This window comes from Actinomadura hibisca NBRC 15177, from assembly GCF_001552635.1.
Classification (GTDB): Bacteria; Actinomycetota; Actinomycetes; order Streptosporangiales; family Streptosporangiaceae; genus Spirillospora; species Spirillospora hibisca.
This window is the reverse complement of the sequence record NZ_BCRO01000080.1, coordinates 24104-41901: the sequence shown is the minus strand read 5'-3', so window position 1 is coordinate 41901 and position 17798 is coordinate 24104. Positions and strand designations below refer to the sequence as shown.

The 17798-nt window shown below is 72.3% G+C and carries 13 protein-coding genes; 3 read left to right on the top strand and 10 right to left on the bottom strand.

The window, feature by feature from the left end:
• Positions 1-65: 65 nt before the first annotated feature.
• From AH6_RS32320 to idi, 4 genes are all read right to left on the bottom strand, one after another.
• Positions 66-929, bottom strand: coding sequence for a carbohydrate ABC transporter permease (locus AH6_RS32320; protein ID WP_067487838.1), 864 nt, complete (start codon positions 927-929; stop codon positions 66-68).
• Positions 926-1891 (bottom strand): carbohydrate ABC transporter permease, encoded by a 966-nt coding sequence (locus tag AH6_RS32315; protein WP_067487790.1) that lies wholly within the window; start codon positions 1889-1891, stop codon positions 926-928. Before AH6_RS32315 ends, AH6_RS32320 begins: the two co-directional genes overlap by 4 nt.
• Entirely contained in the window at positions 1888-3240 is a 1353-nt protein-coding gene (locus tag AH6_RS32310; RefSeq protein WP_083983687.1) for an ABC transporter substrate-binding protein, read from the bottom strand. The genes AH6_RS32315 and AH6_RS32310 overlap by 4 nt, the downstream gene beginning before the upstream one ends.
• Before the next feature lie 232 nt (positions 3241-3472).
• Positions 3473-4048 carry an isopentenyl-diphosphate Delta-isomerase gene (idi, locus tag AH6_RS32305; RefSeq protein ID WP_067487788.1) on the bottom strand — a complete coding sequence of 192 codons (576 nt, stop codon included), beginning with the start codon at positions 4046-4048 and terminating at the stop codon, positions 3473-3475.
• A gap of 217 nt (positions 4049-4265) precedes the next feature.
• Here idi and dxs point away from each other — a divergent pair, with 217 nt between their 5' ends.
• Positions 4266-6179: a 1-deoxy-D-xylulose-5-phosphate synthase gene (dxs, locus tag AH6_RS32300; protein ID WP_067487835.1), complete on the top strand. Its 1914-nt coding sequence runs from the start codon at positions 4266-4268 to the stop codon at positions 6177-6179.
• Positions 6180-6244: 65 nt separating this feature from the next.
• Here the strand turns inward: dxs and AH6_RS32295 are convergent, their stop codons facing one another.
• The 5 genes from AH6_RS32295 to AH6_RS32275 form a co-directional block, all read right to left on the bottom strand.
• Positions 6245-6610 carry a hypothetical protein gene (locus tag AH6_RS32295; RefSeq protein WP_067487786.1) on the bottom strand — a complete coding sequence of 122 codons (366 nt, stop codon included), beginning with the start codon at positions 6608-6610 and terminating at the stop codon, positions 6245-6247.
• Between the two features lie 162 nt (positions 6611-6772).
• Positions 6773-8131, bottom strand: a complete 1359-nt coding sequence (locus tag AH6_RS32290; protein WP_067487833.1) for an FAD-dependent oxidoreductase — start codon at positions 8129-8131, stop codon at positions 6773-6775.
• Positions 8132-8199: 68 nt separating this feature from the next.
• Positions 8200-9717 (bottom strand): amino acid permease, encoded by a 1518-nt coding sequence (locus AH6_RS32285; RefSeq protein ID WP_067487784.1) that lies wholly within the window; start codon positions 9715-9717, stop codon positions 8200-8202.
• 220 nt (positions 9718-9937) lie between these two features.
• Positions 9938-12025, bottom strand: coding sequence for a 3-hydroxyacyl-CoA dehydrogenase NAD-binding domain-containing protein (locus AH6_RS32280; protein WP_067487782.1), 2088 nt, complete (start codon positions 12023-12025; stop codon positions 9938-9940).
• A complete protein-coding gene (locus AH6_RS32275; RefSeq protein WP_067487780.1) occupies positions 12022-13224 on the bottom strand; it encodes a thiolase family protein in 1203 nt (400 codons plus the stop codon). The genes AH6_RS32280 and AH6_RS32275 overlap by 4 nt, the downstream gene beginning before the upstream one ends.
• A gap of 167 nt (positions 13225-13391) precedes the next feature.
• On the opposite strand from AH6_RS32275, the gene AH6_RS32270 reads away from it, so the two are divergent.
• Positions 13392-15116, top strand: a complete 1725-nt coding sequence (locus tag AH6_RS32270) for an AMP-binding protein (RefSeq protein WP_067487778.1) — start codon at positions 13392-13394, stop codon at positions 15114-15116.
• Between the two features lie 138 nt (positions 15117-15254).
• On the opposite strand, the gene AH6_RS32265 is transcribed toward AH6_RS32270, so the two are convergent.
• Positions 15255-16310 carry an RNA polymerase sigma factor gene (locus AH6_RS32265; RefSeq protein ID WP_157431858.1) on the bottom strand — a complete coding sequence of 352 codons (1056 nt, stop codon included), beginning with the start codon at positions 16308-16310 and terminating at the stop codon, positions 15255-15257.
• A 189-nt stretch (positions 16311-16499) separates the two neighbouring features.
• Here AH6_RS32265 and AH6_RS32260 point away from each other — a divergent pair, with 189 nt between their 5' ends.
• A complete protein-coding gene (locus AH6_RS32260) occupies positions 16500-17795 on the top strand; it encodes a jacalin-like lectin (RefSeq protein WP_067487774.1) in 1296 nt (431 codons plus the stop codon).
• The last annotated feature ends 3 nt before the right edge of the window (positions 17796-17798 follow it).

The window sequence follows — 17798 nt, the reverse complement described above, 5'->3', positions numbered from 1 at the left end:
TAGTGATCACGGTGACCGGGGTCATGCCTTTGGCCGAAAAAGGTCAGTGATTCCTTACTGGAAGGTCAGCCCTTGAGCGCCCCGGCCATCAGCCCGCGCATGAAGAACCGGCCGAGCAGCAGGTAGACCAGCAACGTCGGCAACGACGCCAGCAGCGCCGCCGCCATCTGCTGGTTGTACTGCACGGCCACCGCGCCCGACCCGGCGGTGTTGTTCAGCATCACCGTCACCGGCCAGCTGTCGGGCGCGCCGAGGAACACCGCGAACAGGAAGTCGTTCCACAACGAGGTGAACTGCCAGATCAGCGTCACCGCGAACGCCGGGCCCGACACCGGCAGCACGATCGCCGAGTAGGCGCGCAGCAGGCCCGCGCCGTCCACCCGCGCGGCCTCGATGAGCTCGTCGGGGATCGTCACGTAGTAGTTGCGGAAGATCAGCGTGCAGATCGGGATGCCGTACACCACGTGCGCCAGCACCAGCCCGCGGATCGTGCCGACCAGCTCCAGGTCGGTCAGCAGCCCGGCCAGCGGGATCATCACCGCCTGGTAGGGGATGAACATCCCGAACAGGAACAGCGTGAACACCGCGTCCGCGCCGGGGAAGCGCCACTTGGCCAACACGTAGCCGTTCAGCGAGCCCAGCACCGCCGCGATCAGCGACCCGGACACCGCGATCTTGACGCTGTTGGCCAGGCCGGGCCGCAACGTCTCCCACGCCGACCGCCAGCCGTCGGCGCTCCAGCTCCCCGGCAGGCTCCACGCCGAACTCGGGTCGGCCTCCTGGAGCGGCTTGAAGCTGGTCACCACCAGCACGTACACCGGGATCAGGAACAGCACGACGAACGCCAGCAGGATCGCGGGCCGCACGATCCGCAACGTCCGCGCCGCGAGCGTGCCGGGGGAGCCGCCCGGCGCGGTGCGGGCCGTCACCGGCCGCGCTCCGCCCGCACCGACCACACCAGGTAGGGGATCACCAGCACCGCGACCGCCACCAGCAGGTAGGTCGCGATCGTCGCGCCGTTGGCCGGGTCGTGCCGGTCGAACACCTCCACGTAGGTGGCGATCGCCGGGACGTAGGTGATGATCTGCTTGCCCGCGATCGCCATGATCAGGTCGAACACCTTCAGCGAGATGTGGCCCAGGATGATGAGCGCCGACAACGTCACCGGCCGGAGCTGGGGGAACACCACGTACCGGTAGACCTTCCACTCCGAGGCGCCGTCCACCCGGGCCGCCTCGCGCAGCTCCTCGGGCACGCCCCGGAAGCCCGCCAGGTACAGCGCCATCACGTACCCCGACATCTGCCAGATGGCGGGCAGCGCCATCGCCGCCATGCCCCACGTCGGGTGTTGCCACCAGTTGTTGGCCAGCGCGTCCAGCCCGAGCTTGCCGAACAGCTGGTTCAGGCCGACGGCGCGTTCGGGCGGGGCCGGGTTCATCAGCCACCGCCACACCACCCCGCTGGCGATGAACGAGATCGCCATCGGGAACAGGTAGATGACGCGGAACCCGGCCTCGCCCTTGATCCCCTTGTCCATCAGGAACGCCAGGAACGCCCCCAGCAGCAGCGCGCCGCCCACGAACACCGCCGTGAACAGCAGCGCGTGCCGCACGGCCGGGGGCCAGCTCGCGTCGTCCCACAGATCGACGAAGTTCTTGCCCTTGTCGAACTTGTACGGCGACACCTCGTCGTGGCGTCCGCTGACCGCCACCCGCGTGTTCCAGAAGATCAGCCCGTAGACGAACAGGCCGATCGCCACGATCGACGGCGACACCAGCAGCAGGCCGGGCAACCAGCGCCGGACGCGGGCCGGACGCCACCGGCGCCCGGCCCGCGGCGCGTGCACGGGCTCCCGCTCGGCGACGGGCGCCCGCCCCGGGGCCGCCGTCACTGCGCGTTGTTCTTCGCCGCCGCCACCAGCGCCTCCTGGAGCTTGGCGGCGTCCTTGCTCTGGAGGAAGAGGCCGACGGCGGTGTCGATGTCGGTGTGCCACTTCTTGCTGGCGTTCACGCCGTGCCAGAACGAGCCCGCCAGCTTCACGTCGGGCTTGTTCCACTCGTTGAACGCGTACTCCAGGTACCCCTTGTAGAGGGACTTGTCGGCGTCCTTGCGGGCGGGCACCGATCCCTTCTTGGGGTTGAACAGGTCCTGGCCCTCCTTGCTGGCCGCCACCTTCAGCCACGCCAGCGCCCCGCCCCGGTGCGGCGCGCCCTTGGGCAGGGTGAAGCTGTCCGACAACCACATATAGGTGCCCTCGGTGCCGGGGGCGGCGGCGTACTTGAAGTCGGTGTCCAGCTTCTTGCCCAGGCCGTTGGGCGCGCCGCCGGTGAAGTAGCCGTAGGCCCAGTCGCCCATGATGTTGAAGGCGGCCTTGCCGTCGGCGACGGCCTTGGCCGCGCCCTGCCAGTCGGTGGAGGCGGCCTCGGCGGTGGTGTACTTCATGATCTCGGCGAACTGGCCCAGCGCCGTGGTGACCTGCGGCGAGCTCCAGTCCGCGCCCGGCTTCCACAACGCGTTGTAGGCGTCGGCGCCCATGGAGCCGAGCAGCACGTTCTCCAGCAGGTGGTCGGCCGTCCACTGCGCGCCCAGCGACAGCGGCACCTTGCCGGTCTTGTCCTTGACGGTCTTGAGCGCCGTGGCGAACTCGGCGACGGTCTTGGGCGGCCCCGCGATCCCGGCGTCCTTCAGGATGCCCGGGTTGTACCAGAGCATGTTGGAGCGGTGGATGTTCACCGGCACCGAGTAGATCTTGCCCTGGTAGCTGATCTGCTGGAGGAGCTGCTCGGGATAGGCCGCGCGCAGGTTGTTGCTGTCGTAGAAGGAGTCCAGCGGCTCGATCTGCCCGGCCTTGATGTAGTCGAGCAGCTCGGCGCCCGCGTGGCCCTGGAAGGAGTCCGGCGGCTTGCGGTTCTGGAGGCGGCTCGCCAGCACCGCCTGCGCCTGGGTGCCCGAACCGCCGGCGATCGCCGCGTTGACGAACTGGGTGTTCGGGTTCTTCTTCTTGAACTCCTCGATCATGGCGTTCAGGCCGTCGGCCTCACCCGGGCCCGTCCACCAGGAGAAGACCTCCACCTTGGAGGCGTCCCCGCCGCCCTTGCCGCCGTCGTCGTCGCCACCGCCGCACGCCGACAGGGCCAGCGCCCCGCCGAGGGCCAGCGCGGCGGCGGCCCGCCACGTCCTGGACCCTCCCGCCCGTCCCGCTCTCGAAGCCGTCCTCCGGTTGGCCGCACGTCCTCGCATCGCCCGTCCCTTCGGTACCCCGAAGAAACAAGCGTCTGCTTGGACGGCGGCGCGGTCAACCGGTCCGAACGAAAATGAGATCACCCGGTTATCCGCGCCCGGGGACGGCGCGCGTACGGCGTGCGGTGCGGCCGTCCGGCTCGTGGAACCCCGTAATGCCCCACGAACCGGACCGCCCACCAGGACAGCGCTACCGGAGCGGCGCTACCAAGACAGGGCTAACGAGCCAGCGCTACCAAGCCAGGGCGGGCGGCAGCGCGTCCGTGCCCGCGTCGGGCCAGTCGCGCGGATGGCCCAGCGGGGCCAGCTCCGCCATCTGCAACCGGTACCAGGGGGAGGACTCGGGACGCTCGACGAGCGCCAGGCACTCCTCCCACGTCCACCACTCCGCGTCCTCCACCTCTTCCGGGTTGAGCCGCACCCCGGGATCGGCGGTCGTGGCGCGCACCACCGGGCAGCGCTCGTACTCCACCACCCCGTCCTCGGCCGTGGCGCGGTACCGGAAACCGGGCAGTACCGGCGTGAATGTGTCCACAGTCACCCCCAGCTCGTCGCGGAGCCGCCGCGCGATCGCGTCGCGCAGCCCCTCGCCGGGCCCGGGGTGGCCGCAGCAGCTGCCCGTCCACACCCCGGGGAAGGTGCGCTTGCCCAGTGCCCGCCGGGTGATGAGCACCCGGCCCGCCGGATCGACCACGTAGCACGAGAACGCCAGGTGGTAGGGGGTGTCGCGGTGGTGGCTGTCGATTTTGGGGGCCGTCCCGATCGCCTCGTCCGCCGCGTTGAGCAGCACGATCTCCTCGACGCTCATGCGCCTCCTGTCCTTGGGTCGCGTTCCGCGGGTGGGATGCCGGTGGTGGGTCGGCGGGGTGCTGGTGAGGTGCCGGGACTGTGCCGGTTCCGCAGGGTAACTGTGCCGGTCGGGTGGCAGCCTGCGGCGTCCGGCACGCCGCTGGCAAACCGGGACTAAACTCGGAACGGCCCGACGAGCGGGGGCGAGGTGTCCCCCGATGGAGGAGTTGAAGCGCGTGACCCTGCTTGAGTCGATCAAGGGTCCGGAGGACCTCAAGCGACTGGACGCCACGCAGCTGCCCCGTCTGGCGGCCGAGATCCGCGAGTTCCTGGTGGCGGCGGTCGCCAGGACCGGCGGCCACCTCGGGCCGAACCTGGGCGCGGTGGAGCTGACCCTCGCCCTGCACCGGGTCTTCGACTCGCCGCACGACAAGATCCTCTTCGACACCGGCCACCAGGCGTACGTGCATAAGGTGCTCACCGGCCGGCAGGACTTCGGCGAGCTGCGGCGGCGCGGCGGCCTGTCGGGCTACCCGAGCCAGGCCGAGTCCGAGCACGACGTCATCGAGAACTCGCACGCCTCCACCGCCCTGTCCTACGCCGACGGCCTCGCCAAGGCGTTCCAGGTGCGCGGCGAGGACGACCGCTCGGTCGTCGCGGTGGTCGGCGACGGCGCGCTCACCGGCGGCATGTGCTGGGAGGCGCTGAACAACATCGCCGGCGGCCAGGACCGCCCGGTCATCATCGTCGTCAACGACAACGGCCGCTCCTACTCGCCCACCATCGGCGGGCTGGCCAGCCACCTCGCCGACCTGCGCGTCACCCAGGGCTACGAGCACGCCCTCGACCTGATCAAGAAGACGGTGCCGCGCACGCCGGTCGTCGGCAACCTCGCCTACGAGGCGCTGCACGGCATCAAGAAGGGCCTGAAGGACGTCCTCCAGCCGCAGGCGATGTTCGAGGACCTCGGCATGAAGTACGTCGGGCCCATCGACGGCCACGACACCGAGGCCGTCGAGCACGCGCTGCGCCGCGCCCGCGGCTTCGGCAAGCCGGTGATCGTGCACGCGATCACCCGCAAGGGCCAGGGCTACGCGCCCGCCGAGAACGACACCGAGGACTGCATGCACGGCGCGGGCGCGTTCGACCCCGTCACCGGCAAGTCCCTGCCCAAGTCCGGCGGCCCGAGCTGGACGTCGGTGTTCGGCCAGGAGATGGTCGCGATCGGCGCCGAGCGCCCCGACGTGGTCGCCATCACCGCCGCGATGTTGCACCCGGTCGGGCTCGCGCCGTTCGCCGAGGCCTACCCCGAGCGCATCTACGACGTGGGCATCGCCGAGCAGCACGCCGCCACCTCCGCGGCGGGCCTCGCGCTGGGCGGCCTGCACCCGGTGGTGGCGCTGTACGCCACCTTCCTCAACCGCGCCTTCGACCAGGTGCTGATGGACGTGGCGCTGCACAGGCTGCCCGTCACCTTCGCCCTGGACCGCGCCGGGGTCACCGGCGACGACGGCGCCAGCCACAACGGCATGTGGGACCTGTCGATCCTCAGCCTGATCCCGGGCCTGCGCCTGGCGGTGCCGCGCGACGGGGCCCGGCTGCGCGAGCTGCTGCGCGAGTGCGTGGCCGTCACCGACGGCCCCACCGCCGTCCGCTACCCCAAGGGCCCGGCCATCGCCGACGTCGAGGCGATCGGCAAGGCCGGGGGCATGGACGTGCTGGCCCGCCACGACGGCTCCAACGGCGTCCGGGTGCTGCTGGTGGCCGCCGGGTCGATGGCCACCGTCGCGATCCAGGCCGCCGAGCTGGTCGCCGCCCAGGGCATCGGCGTCACCGTGGTGGACCCGCGCTGGGTCAAGCCGCTGGACCCGGCCCTGGTCGAGCTGGCCAAGCAGCACAGCCTGGTCGCGGTCGCCGAGGACAACGGCCGCACCGGCGCGGTCGGCGACGCGGTCGCCCGGCTGCTGCGCGACCACGCCGTGGACGTCCCGGTGCGCACCTACGGCATCGAGCAGGAGTTCCTCGACCACGCCTCGCGCGCCCAGATCCTGGCCGACCTCGGGCTCACCCCGCAGGACCTGGCCCGCGACATCACCGCCGCGGCCGCCCGCACCTCCGCCCCGGCCGCCGAACGCCAGCCGGTCGACTGACCCGCGCCGGTCGTGGGGCCGGGCCGCGCGGTCCGGCCCCACGGCGGGGGCCCGTCCCGGGGCCGTCACACGTCCTCGGCCGACAGCAGTTGCCAGAAGTGGGTGATCGAGGCCGCCGGGGTGCCGAGGTCGCGGCCCGAGTAGGTCCAGCGCCCGCGCAGCCGCCAGTGCCGCCCGGCGCCGTCCTTGACGAACGCCTGGAGCGGGAAGCACGCGTCGTGCGCGCGGATCACCCCGGCCGGGTCGACCGTCGCCTGCAACTCCGGCTCGCCCTCGCAGCGCACGCCCATGACGTGCGTGCCCGTGTCCTGGCGCAGCAGTCCCTGCGTCAGGTCGTAGACGAGTACGGAGACGTAGTCCGGGCCGAGCCACCTCAGGTCGGGCAGCATCCCGGGCGGGGGGAAGCCGTACAGCTCTGGACCACCGGTCACGTACGCACCGTAGCGCTCCGGTCACGCTCGCGTCACAGGTTCCGGCGCGGTGGCCCGGGACGCGCCGGCCGTTTGCCGGGATAGGCCCGGAAGGTCAGGCGATTCGGAAGGCGACGCGGCGAAACGCCGACCTTTCGTCGGTCTGTACCGGTCCGGGCGGGGCTAGCGCTCCGGACGGCACGCCTGGCGCATCGCGTCCCAGCGGGCGAGCTTCACGCGTTCGCCCCGGCTCAGGGAGCGGGCCAGCGCGATCTCGGCGGCGTCCAGGTTGAGCCAGTCGGCGTAGGTCACCACCGGCAGGCAGCCCGCCTCCAGCACCTCCTCCACCGTGTGCTCGGGCCGTCCGACGCCGGGTGGCCGCGCCGCCAGATCGGCCAGCAGGTTCCGGACGGTCTCGGCGGCGTCGGACTTGTTGGTGCCGACCACCCCGGTCGGGCCGCGCTTGATCCAGCCCGCCACGTACTCGCGGGGCAGGGGCGTCCCGTCGGGGCCCAGGACGCGGCCGCCGTCGTTGGGCACCACGTGCGCGCGCTCGTCGAACGGCACGCCCGCCAGCGGCACGCTCTGGTAGCCCACCGAACGCAGCACCAGGCCCACCGGCAACGTCTCGTACTCGCCGGTGCCGGTGACGCGGCCGGTCTCGTCCAGGCGGGTGTGCTCCAGCTTCAGGCCCTCGACGCGGTCGGTGCCGAGGATCTCCACGGGCGCGCGCCAGAACCGCACGTCGATGCGGCGCGGCTTGCCCGCGACCTCCCCGGCCGTCCAGTCCGCCATCACCTTGACGTTGCCGCGCACGTGCCGGTCGCTCTCGGCGAGCGCGGCGCTGGCGGGGTCCAGCTCCATGTCGCCGGGCCGCACGTGGACGCTCGCGTTGTCGAGCGCGCCCAGCTCGCGCAGCTCCTTGGTCGTGAACTTGGCCTGCGCGGGCCCGCGCCGCCCGACCATGTGGATGCGCCGCACGCGGCTGCGGCCGAGCGCCTCCAGGACGTGCTCGGGCACGTCGGTGTGGCGCAGGTCCTCGGGCGTCTTGGCGAGGACGCGCACCACGTCCACCGCGACGTTGCCGACGCCGATGACCGCGACCTCCTCGGCCGACAGGTCGAACGTGTGGTCGGCGGCGTCGGGGTGCCCGCAGTACCAGTTGACGAAGTCGGTGGCCGCGACGCTGCCGGGCAGGTCCTCGCCGGGCACGCCCAGCTGCCGGTCCACCATCGCGCCGGTGGAGTAGATCACCGCGTCGTAGCAGTCCAGCAGCTGTTCGCGGGTGAGGTCCCGGCCCAGTTCGACGCCCCCGAAGAAGCGGACGGCGGGGTGCTCCAGCACCTTCTGCAGGTAGCGGGCGATGGATTTGATGGAGGGGTGGTCGGGGGCCACCCCGTACCGCACCAGTCCGTAGGGGGTGGGCAGCCGGTCGAAGACGTCCGCCCGGACCTCTCCGCCGGCCTGCTTGACCAGGGCCTCGGCGGCGTACAGGCCCGCGGGGCCCGAGCCGACGACCGCGACGCGCACAGGGGCTGTCATGCGCGCCATTGTGCACACCGAACCACGAAAAGGACACTGTGACCGGCGTCACCGGGCATGGCCGGCGCTCAGCCCTTCGGCGCGCGCGGGCCTTCGCCTCCGGCGGCGCCGGACAGCGCCTGGCGGGCGCCCAGACGGCTGTGCCGGGTGCCGTAGAGGAAGTAGATCACCGCGCCGATCACCATCCAGGCCAGGAACCGGTACCAGGTCTCCACCGGCAGGTTCAGCATCACGAACAGGCAGGCCAGCACCGACAGGACCGGCACCACCGGCACCAGCGGGGTGCGGAAGGCGCGCGGCAGGTCGGGGCGGGTGCGGCGCAGCACCAGCACGCCGATCGACACCACCAGGAACGCGAACAGCGTCCCGATGTTGACCAGCTCGGCGAGCTTGGCCAGCGGGATGAACCCGGCCAGCACCGCCACGATCGTGCCCATCAGGATCGTGCTGCGGTAGGGGGTGCCGAAGCGCGGGTGCACCGCCGACAACCACCCGGGCAGCAGCCCGTCGCGGCTCATCGCGAAGAACACCCGGCTCTGGCCCAGCAGCAGGATCAGCACGACGGTGGTGAGGCCCGCGACCGCGCCGATGCTGATGATCGTCGCGAACGCCGGATGGCCGACCGCCTTGAACGCGTCGGCCAGCGGGGCCGCCTCGCTGAGCTGGGTGTAGTTCTGCATCCCGACCACGACCAGTGACACCGCCGCGTACAGGATCGCGGTGATGACCAGCGAGCCGATCAGGCCGATGGGCAGGTCGCGCTGCGGGCGGCGGGCCTCTTCGGCGGCGGTCGCGACGATGTCGAAGCCGATGTAGGCGAAGAAGACGATGGCGACGGCGGCGAAGATGCCGAGCCAGCCGTAGCTGACCGGCGTGATGCCGAACAGCACCTGCATCAGCGGGGCCGCCGCGCCCTCCACCGACGGGTTGGGCTCGGGCTCGGGGATGAACGGGGTGTAGTTCGCGCCCTTGACGAAGAACAGCCCGGCCACGATGACCAGCAGCACCACCGCGACCTTGATGGTGACGACCACCGCGTTGACCCGCGAGGAGATCTTGATGCCGACCACCAGCAGCGCGGTGACGGCCAGCACCAGCAGGATGGCCGGGACGTTCACCGTCCCGCCGTCCTCGCCGGGCGGGTTGGCTATCGCGGCGGGCAGTTTCAGCCCCGCGCTGTCCAGCAGCGACGCGAAGTAGCCCGACCAGCCGACCGACACCACCGCCGCGCCCAGCGCCAGTTCCAGGATCAGGTCCCAGCCGATGATCCACGCGGGGAACTCGCCGAGGGTGGCGTAGGAGAAGGTGTAGGCCGAGCCCGCCACCGGGACGGTGGAGGAGAACTCGGCGTAGCACAGCGCCGCCAGGCCGCACACGACGGCGGCCAGCACGAACGAGATCGCCACCGCCGGTCCGGCCTTGTCCTTGGCGACCTGCCCGGTGAGCACGAAGATGCCCGTCCCGATGATCACGCCGACACCGAACACCACCAGGTCGAGCGCCGACAGGTCGCGCCGCAGCCGGTGCTCGGGTTCCTCGGTGTCACGGATCGACTGCTCGACCGACTTGGTCCGGAACAGGTTCACCTCGTCGCTCCTCGGGCGGGACGGTCGTACATGGTCCAGGTGTGATCTCCGCAGGTGGCGGCGCGAAACGCGGGGCTGGGCGGGATCGGGTGAAATGCACGAAAAGAGGCGTCCCGAATCGTCGGGACGCCTCTTCTCGCACACGCGGCCGGAGCCGGAGTTGGTGCCGCGCGAGCCCGATGGGTGGGCTACCGGGTCCCCGCGCGGACGTTCAGGGCGGCTACTGCGCCAGGGACGCCACGCCCGGCTCCAGGAACCGCTTGCCGTTCACCTTCTCGGCGACGCCGCTGCGGTCCAGGTACGGGGTGATGCCGCCCAGGTGGAACGGCCAGCCCGCGCCCAGGATCATGCACAGGTCGATGTCCTGCGCGGCCGCGACCACGCCCTCGTCCAGCATGATCTGGATCTCCTCGGCCAGCGCGGTCAGCGCCCGCTCCAGCACCTGCTCCTCGGTGGAGGGGCTGGTGCCGCCGGAGAAGATCCGGGCGGCCTCGGGGTCCACGGTGAAGTCCGGCAGGTACACGCCGGACTTGCCCGCGGCCACGAACTTGGCGAACTTGTCCGACAGCGGGAAACGCTCGGGGAAGGCGCGGTGCAGCGTCTCGTTGACGTGCAGCGCGATCGCCGGGCCGACCAGGCCCATCAGCACGAACGGCGGCATCGGCAGGCCCAGCGGCGCGGCGGCGCGCTCGGCCACCTCGATCGGGGTGCCCTCGTCCACCGTCTGGATGATCTCGGCCATCAGGCGCAGCAGGATGCGGTTGGCGACGAACGCCGGGGCGTCCTTGACCAGCACGCACGACTTCTTGAGCTGCTTGCCCACCTGGAAGGCGGTGGCCAGCGCGGCGTCGTCGGTCTGCTCGCCCCGGACGATCTCCAGCAGCGGCAGCACCGCGACCGGGTTGAAGAAGTGGAAGCCCACCACGCGCTCGGGGTGCCTGAGCTTGGACGCCATCTCGCTCACCGACAGCGAGGAGGTGTTGGTCGCCAGGATGCACTCGGCCGAGACGTGCTCCTCGACCTCGGCGAACACCTTCTGCTTGACCGACATCTCCTCGAAGACGGCCTCGATGACGAAGTCCGCGTCGGCGAAGGCGTCCTTGGTCAGCGAGCCGCTGATCAGCGCCTTGAGCCGGTTGGCCTTGTCGCCCGAGATCCGGCCCTTGCCCAGCAGCTTGTCGATCTCGCCGTGCGCGTAGCCGACGCCCTTGTCCAGGCGCTCCTGGTCCAGATCGGTCAGCACGACCGGGACCTCCAGGCGGCGCGCGAACAGCAGCGCGAGCTGCGAGGCCATCAGGCCCGCGCCCACGACGCCGACCTTGGTGACCTTGCGGGCCAGCGCCTTGTCCGGCGCGCCGGCCGGGCGCTTGGCGCGCTTCTGGGTGAGGTCGAAGGCGTACAGCCCGGCGCGCAGCTCGTCGCTCAGGATGAGGTCGGCCAGCGCCTCGTCCTCGGCGGCGAAGCCCTCGTCGCGCGAGCGGTCCTTGGCGGCGGCGACCAGGTCGAGCGCGCGGACGTAGGACGGGGCCGCGCCGTGCAGCTTGCCGTCGATGGTCCAGCGGGCCATGTTGACCGCGTCGTCCCAGGCCTTGCCCTTGTCGACGGCGGGGCGCTTGACCTCGATCTCGCCCTTGAGGATGCGGGCGGTCCAGGCGAGCGACTCCTCCAGGAAGTCGGCCGAGTCGAAGATCGCGTCGGCGATGCCCAGCTCGTACGCCGCCCTGCCCTTGAGCATGCGGTTCTGCGCGAGCGGGTTCTCGATGACGACCTTGAGGGCCTTCTCCGCGCCTATCAGGTTCGGCAGCAGGTAGGTGCCGCCCCAGCCGGGCACCAGGCCGAGGAACGCCTCGGGCAGCGCCAGCGCCGGGACCCCGGCGGAGATGGTCCGGTAGGTGCAGTGCAGGCCGATCTCGACGCCGCCGCCCATCGCCGCGCCGTTGACGTAGGCGAAGGAGGGGACGTTCAGCTCGCCGAGGCGGCGGAACACGTCGTGGCCGAGCTTGCCGATCGCCAGCGCGTCGTCGCGGTCGGCGATCAGCGGCACGCCCTTGAGGTCGGCGCCGACGGCGAAGATGAACGGCTTGCCGGTCACGCCGACGGCCACGATGTCGTCGCGGGCGGCGACGGCGTCCAGGGCCTCGTTCAGCTCGGTGAGGCCGTTGGGGCCGAAGGTGTTCGGCTTGGTGTGGTCGAAGCCGTTGTCCAGCGTGATCAGCGCGAGCGTGCCCGCGCCGTAGGGGAGCCGGACATCGCGTACGAGGGCGTGCGTGACGATTTCGTCGGCGAAGATGCTCTTGATGTCGCTCACTTGGCGCCCTCCCAGTTCACGTTCTCCCAGAGCACGGTCCCGCCCATGCCCATGCCGACGCACATGGTGGTCAGGCCGTAGCGGACGTCGGTGCGCTCCTCGAACAGCCGCGCGAGCTGGTTCATCAGGCGCACGCCGGAGGAGGCCAGCGGGTGGCCGAGCGCGATCGCGCCGCCCCACGGGTTCACCCGGGCGTCGTCGTCGGCGATCTTGAAGTGCTCCAGGAAGGCCAGCACCTGCACCGCGAACGCCTCGTTGATCTCGATGAGGCCGATGTCGTCCATGGTGAGGGAGTTGCGGGCCAGCAACTTCTCGGTGGCCGGGACCGGGCCGACGCCCATGACCTCCGGCTCGACGCCCGCGAAGGCGAAGTCGACCAGCCGCATCTTCGGGGTGAGGCCCAGCTCGGCGGCCACGTCCTCGGCGGCCAGCAGGCAGGCGGTCGCGCCGTCGTTCAGGCCCGCGGCGTTCCCGGCGGTGACGTTGCCCGCCACGCGGAACGGGGTCTTCAGCGCGGCCAGCGACTCCAGGGTGGTGCCGGGGCGCGGCGGCTCGTCCTCGGTGGCCAGGCCCCAGCCCTTGTCGGCCGAGCGGATCGCGGTCGGCACCAGGTCCGGCTGGATCTTCCCGGCGGCGTAGGCGGCGGCGACCTTCTCCTGGGAGCGCACGGCGTAGGCGTCGGCGCGCTCCTTGGTGATCTGCGGGAACCGGTCGTGCAGGTTCTCCGCCGTCGAGCCCATGACCAGCGCGGTCGGGTCCACCAGCTTGTCGGCCAGGAAGCGCGGGTTGGGGTCGACGCCCTCGCCCATCGGGTGGCGGCCCATGTGCTCCACGCCGCCCGCGATGACCACGTCGTAGGAGCCGAACGAGATGCCCGCGCCGGAGGTGGTCACGGCGGTCATCGCACCCGCGCACATGCGGTCGATCGCGTAGCCGGGCACGCTCTTGGGCAGCCCCGCCAGCACCGCGGCGCTGCGGCCGATGGTCAGGCCCTGGTCGCCGGTCTGGGTGGTGGCGGCGATCGCGACCTCGTCGACCCGCTCGGGCGGCAGCGACGGGTTGCGGCGGATCAGCTCGCGGATGGCGCGGACGACCATGTCGTCGGCGCGGGTCTCGGCGTACAGGCCCTTGGGGCCCGCCTTGCCGAACGGCGTGCGGACGCCGTCGACGAACACGACGTCGCGTGCGGTGCGAGGCACGGATCGTCCTCCCTGCTCGGGGATGGTCTGGTGGCAGCGATGCTACTTGCTGGTAACCCCATATGCTACTCGTCAGTAACCACTGACGCGCCGGCCGCCGGGAGCGGGCCCTTGTCCCCTTCCGAACCCGTGGGTAACGTGACCCCAAATCACCGGAGGAGGTCACGGTGGTGCACGCGCGACCCGTCTACCGCCCGGGACTGCGGAGGCGACTGGGACACGTACGCGACCTGACCCTCCTGCTGCTGCGCACCGGCCTGGTGTTCTCCGGCGCGCCGCTGCGGGTGGGCCGCCACTTCGGCGAGCTGCGCCGCTGGGGCACCACGCTGGCCGGCATCGTGGTGTCGGCCGCCGCCCGCGACCCCGGCCGCCTCGCGCTGCGCGACGAGGACGGCCCGGTCACCTTCGGCGAGCTGGACGAGCGCACCACGCGCCTGGCCGCCGGGCTGCCGCTGGCCGGGCCGCGCCCCCGCGTCGGGGTGTTGTGCCGCAACCACCGCGGCATGGTCGAGACGATGGTGGCCTGCGGCAAGCGCGGCGTGGAGGTCGTCCTGCTGAACACCGGCTTCGGCGCGGGCCAGGTGCGCGCGGTGCTGGGCGAGCTGCGCATGGACCTGCTGGTGGCCGACGCCGAGTTCGCGCCGCTGCTGGCCGAGGCCCCGGTCGCGCTGCGCCGCGTGGTGGTGTGGGCCGACCGGCCGCCGGGCCCCGGTGCCCCCGGCCGCACCATCGGCGAGATCGTCGCGGCGACCCCGGCCGCCGCGCTCGACCCGCCGCAGGTCCAGAGCCGCACCATCGTGCTCAGCTCCGGCACCGGCGGCCGCCCCAAGGGCGCCCGCCGCCCGCCCCGGCCGGGCCTGTGGCCGCTGGCGTCGATGGTGTCGCGCATCCCGCTGCGCACCCGGCAGACGATGATCATCGAGGCGCCGCTGTTCCACACCTGGGGCTACGCCGCGCTCCAGATGGCCTGGGCCCTGCGCGCGCCGGTGGTGCTGCGCCGCCGCTTCGACCCCGAGCAGACGTTGCGCTCGGTCGCCGCCTGCCGCGACGCGACGGTCTTCGCGGTGCCGGTGATGCTCCAGCGCGTGCTGGACCTGCCCGAACAGGTCCGCGCGGCGCACGACACGTCCGGGCTGCGGGTGGTGGCCGTCAGCGGCGCGGCGCTGCCCGGCGACCTGGCCACGCGGTTCATGGACACGTTCGGCGACCGGCTCTACAACGTCTACGGCTCGACCGAGGCGTCATGGGTGTCGATCGCGACCCCGCGCGAGCTGCGCACCGACCCGGGCACCGCGGGCCGCCCGCCGCGCAACACCTCCCTGGTGATCATGGGCGCGGACGGCCGCCCCGCCGGGCGCTCCACCATGGGCGAGATCCACGCCGCCAACGAGCTGCTGTTCGAGGGCTACACCGGCGGCGAGCCGATGGCGGTGCGCGACGGCCTGCTGGCCACCGGCGACCTCGGCCACATCGACCACCGGGGCCTGCTGTTCGTGGACGGCCGCAAGGACGGCATGGTGATCTCGGGCGGCGAGAACGTGGTGCCGCGCGAGGTGGAGGACGCGCTGCTGGGCCTGCCGGGCGTGGCGGAGGTGGCCGTGGTGGGGGTGCCGGACCCGGAGTGGGGCCAGCGGCTGGCGGCGTACATCGTGGCGCGCCCCGGCGCGCGGCTGGACGCGGACGTGGTGCGGGCGCACGTGCACGCGCGGATCGCGCGGTACGCGGTGCCGCGCGACGTGCACTTCATCGCCGAACTGCCGCGGAACGCGACGGGGAAGGTGGTGCACCGCTGGCTGGCGGCGACCCCACGCCAGACCGCGCAGCCGGAGGGCCGCGTGGCATGGCCGCGTCCGGAACCGGCCGAACCGCCGCTGCCCGAGCCGCTGGCGTGACCGGCCCTCACATCGGGCCGAAACCGGCCGAGCCCACTGCCCGAACCGCTGGCGTGACTGGTCCTCACCCCGGACCCGGCCCGGCCGAGTGCCCGCCAGCCTGACCGGCGGGACGTTAGGCGCGGACAAGCCCGTTGCTCAGCGGCGCAGGCAGGTGTAGGAGACGCGCGCCGCGCCGCCCGGCGCGAACCCGACCGTGCCCGACCCCGCGCCGCGCACGTAGCACCGGATGGTCGGCCAGACGGTCACCGTCACGGTCGTGGACTCGCCCGCGCCGAGCGTGCCGCCGCCCCGGGCGCTGACCCTGCCGACCTCGGAGTTCACCGACGCCACCGACCAGCGGACGGCCCCGCCCCGGGCCACGAGCCGGACGCGGCAGGTGCGGGGCAGCGCGGCGAGCCCGACGCCCCGGCACTCCGAATCCGCGACCGCGAGCCGTCCCTTTCCGGCGGGAGCGCGGCGCTTCTTCTTCGGCTCGCGGGCCTCGGGCTTCTCGGTCTTCTTCGGCGAGGCGGACGGCGAGGGAGAGGGCGTGGCGGAGGGAGTAGGGGAGATCGAAGGCTCCGCCGTCGGCTCCTCTGCGACGGCCTCGGGCGCTTCCATCGCGCCCCGGGGCGGCGGCCCACTCGAATCCGGCAGGAGCAGCAGCCCGGCCGACAGCGCGACCCCCGCGACCACCAGCACCCCGCCCAGGATCCAGACCCGCCGCTGCCCGCTCAGCGGAGACAGCGTCCGGGGTGGCGGCGTCCCGGGCGGCGACGCCTGAGGCTTGCGGGTGGGCGCGCCCTCAGCCGCGTCCTCCGCCGCCGCGCCCTCGAAGGACCGTGTGGCGGCGAGCACGTCCTCGGCCAAGGCGATCTCAGCGGCGGTCGGCGCGGCGGGCACGGTCTGCACGGGCGCGACCGGCGACGAGGGAACCCCGACGATCCGGTTCAGGCACTCGTCCCGGACCAGCGAGTGCAGCCACTCCCGCAACCGCTCGGGCGGCGGTACCCCCGACCCCTTCTCCCGCGCGCCGAGCAACGCCGCCCGCACGGCGTCCACGGCCGGTTGCCGCTCCCCGAGCAACACGTGCGCGTAGGCGAACAGCTCAGGCCCGTGGACGTTGTAGACGTGCCCCACGGCCCCGGCCTGCCGGTTCCGCAGCGCCTCGGCCAACCGAGCGTCCTCGGGGTGCGGTGGATAGCTGGACATCGAACGGATTATGGCGATTGCCCATCCGCGGGTCCGCTCATCCACCGACGAGTTCCGCAGGCGTCGTTATCACCCGACTCGCAACTGATGACCCGTCGATCCGCGAGCGGCGGACGGCGGGCGCGGCCGGGCCTTCCCCCGGCCCGCCTTCCGGTGGACATTGATCAGAGGCCACACGGAGGGAAGCCCATGCGAGCACTGGCGGCAGCGGTTCTCACCGGATCCCTGGCGGTGGTCCCCGGCGCGGCGCAGGCCGCCGCGCCCGGCGGGACCCTGTCGGTCCTGACCTACAACGTGGCGGGGCTGCCCGCCTGGTTGTCCAGCGGAGATCCCGAGCACAACACCCGGCCGATCGGCGAACGGGTCAACGCCTACGAGGTGGTGAACGTCCAGGAGGACTTCAACTACCACGCCGACCTGTACGCCACCGACGCCCACCCCTACCGGACGCCCACCAGCGGCGGCGTCCCGTTCGGCAGCGGGCTCAACACCATGTCCGACCGCCCCTACGGTGACCTCGCCCGGGTGAAGTGGAAGGCGTGCAACGGAACCGACTGCCTGACGCCGAAGGGCTTCACCCACAAGCGCCTCCGCCTCGCCGAAGGCGTCCACCTCGACCTCTACAACCTGCACGCCAACGCCGGGACCACGCAGGCCGACCTCGCCGCCCGCCGCGCCAACCTCGCCCAGCTCACCGCCTACATCAAGGCCAACTCGGCGGGCAACGCCGTGCTCGTGATGGGCGACACCAACACCCGCTACACCCGCGCCGGAGACACCATCCGCGACCTGGTCGCCGCCACGGGCCTCGCTGACGCCTGGGTGACTCGGGTCCGTGGCGGGACGCCGCCCGCGCCGGGCGATCCGGCCCTGGTCTGCGACGACGCGGACGTCACCGACCGCTGCGAGGTCGTCGACAAGATCCTCTTCCGGGGTAACCGGCACCTGCGCCTCAGCCTGACCGGCTACGCCAACGCCAACGACCGTTTCCGGACGGCCGACGGGAAGATGTTGTCCGACCACTACCCGATCGCGGCCGCCTTCGCCTGGTCGCTCGCCCCTGACCTGCGGCTGAGCGACCAGGCGGGCGGCCCGCACGGCACGCCGTTCACCGACGTCGAGGCCGCGGGCCGTCCCGTGCGTCAGGTGAGCCTGCGGGCCGCCGGTTGGCTGGACCAGGTCGGCCTGCGCCTGGCGGACGGTACGTCCCTCACCCACGGCGGCACAGGCGGCACGGCGCGGGCGCTCGACCTGGCCGACGGCGAGTACCTCACCCGCCTCCGCCTGGACACCGCCCGGCTCTTCGGCCAGACCTACGTCTCCTACGCCGAGTTCCGCACCAGCAAGGGCCGGACGTTGTCGGGCGGCGTCCCCACCGCCGCGACGACCGTCCACGCCGCCCCGCCCGGCTGGCAGATCACCGGTTTCCACGGCCGTGCCGCCGGGCGGGTCGACAGGCTCGGCGTGATCTACACGCCGAGGTAGCGG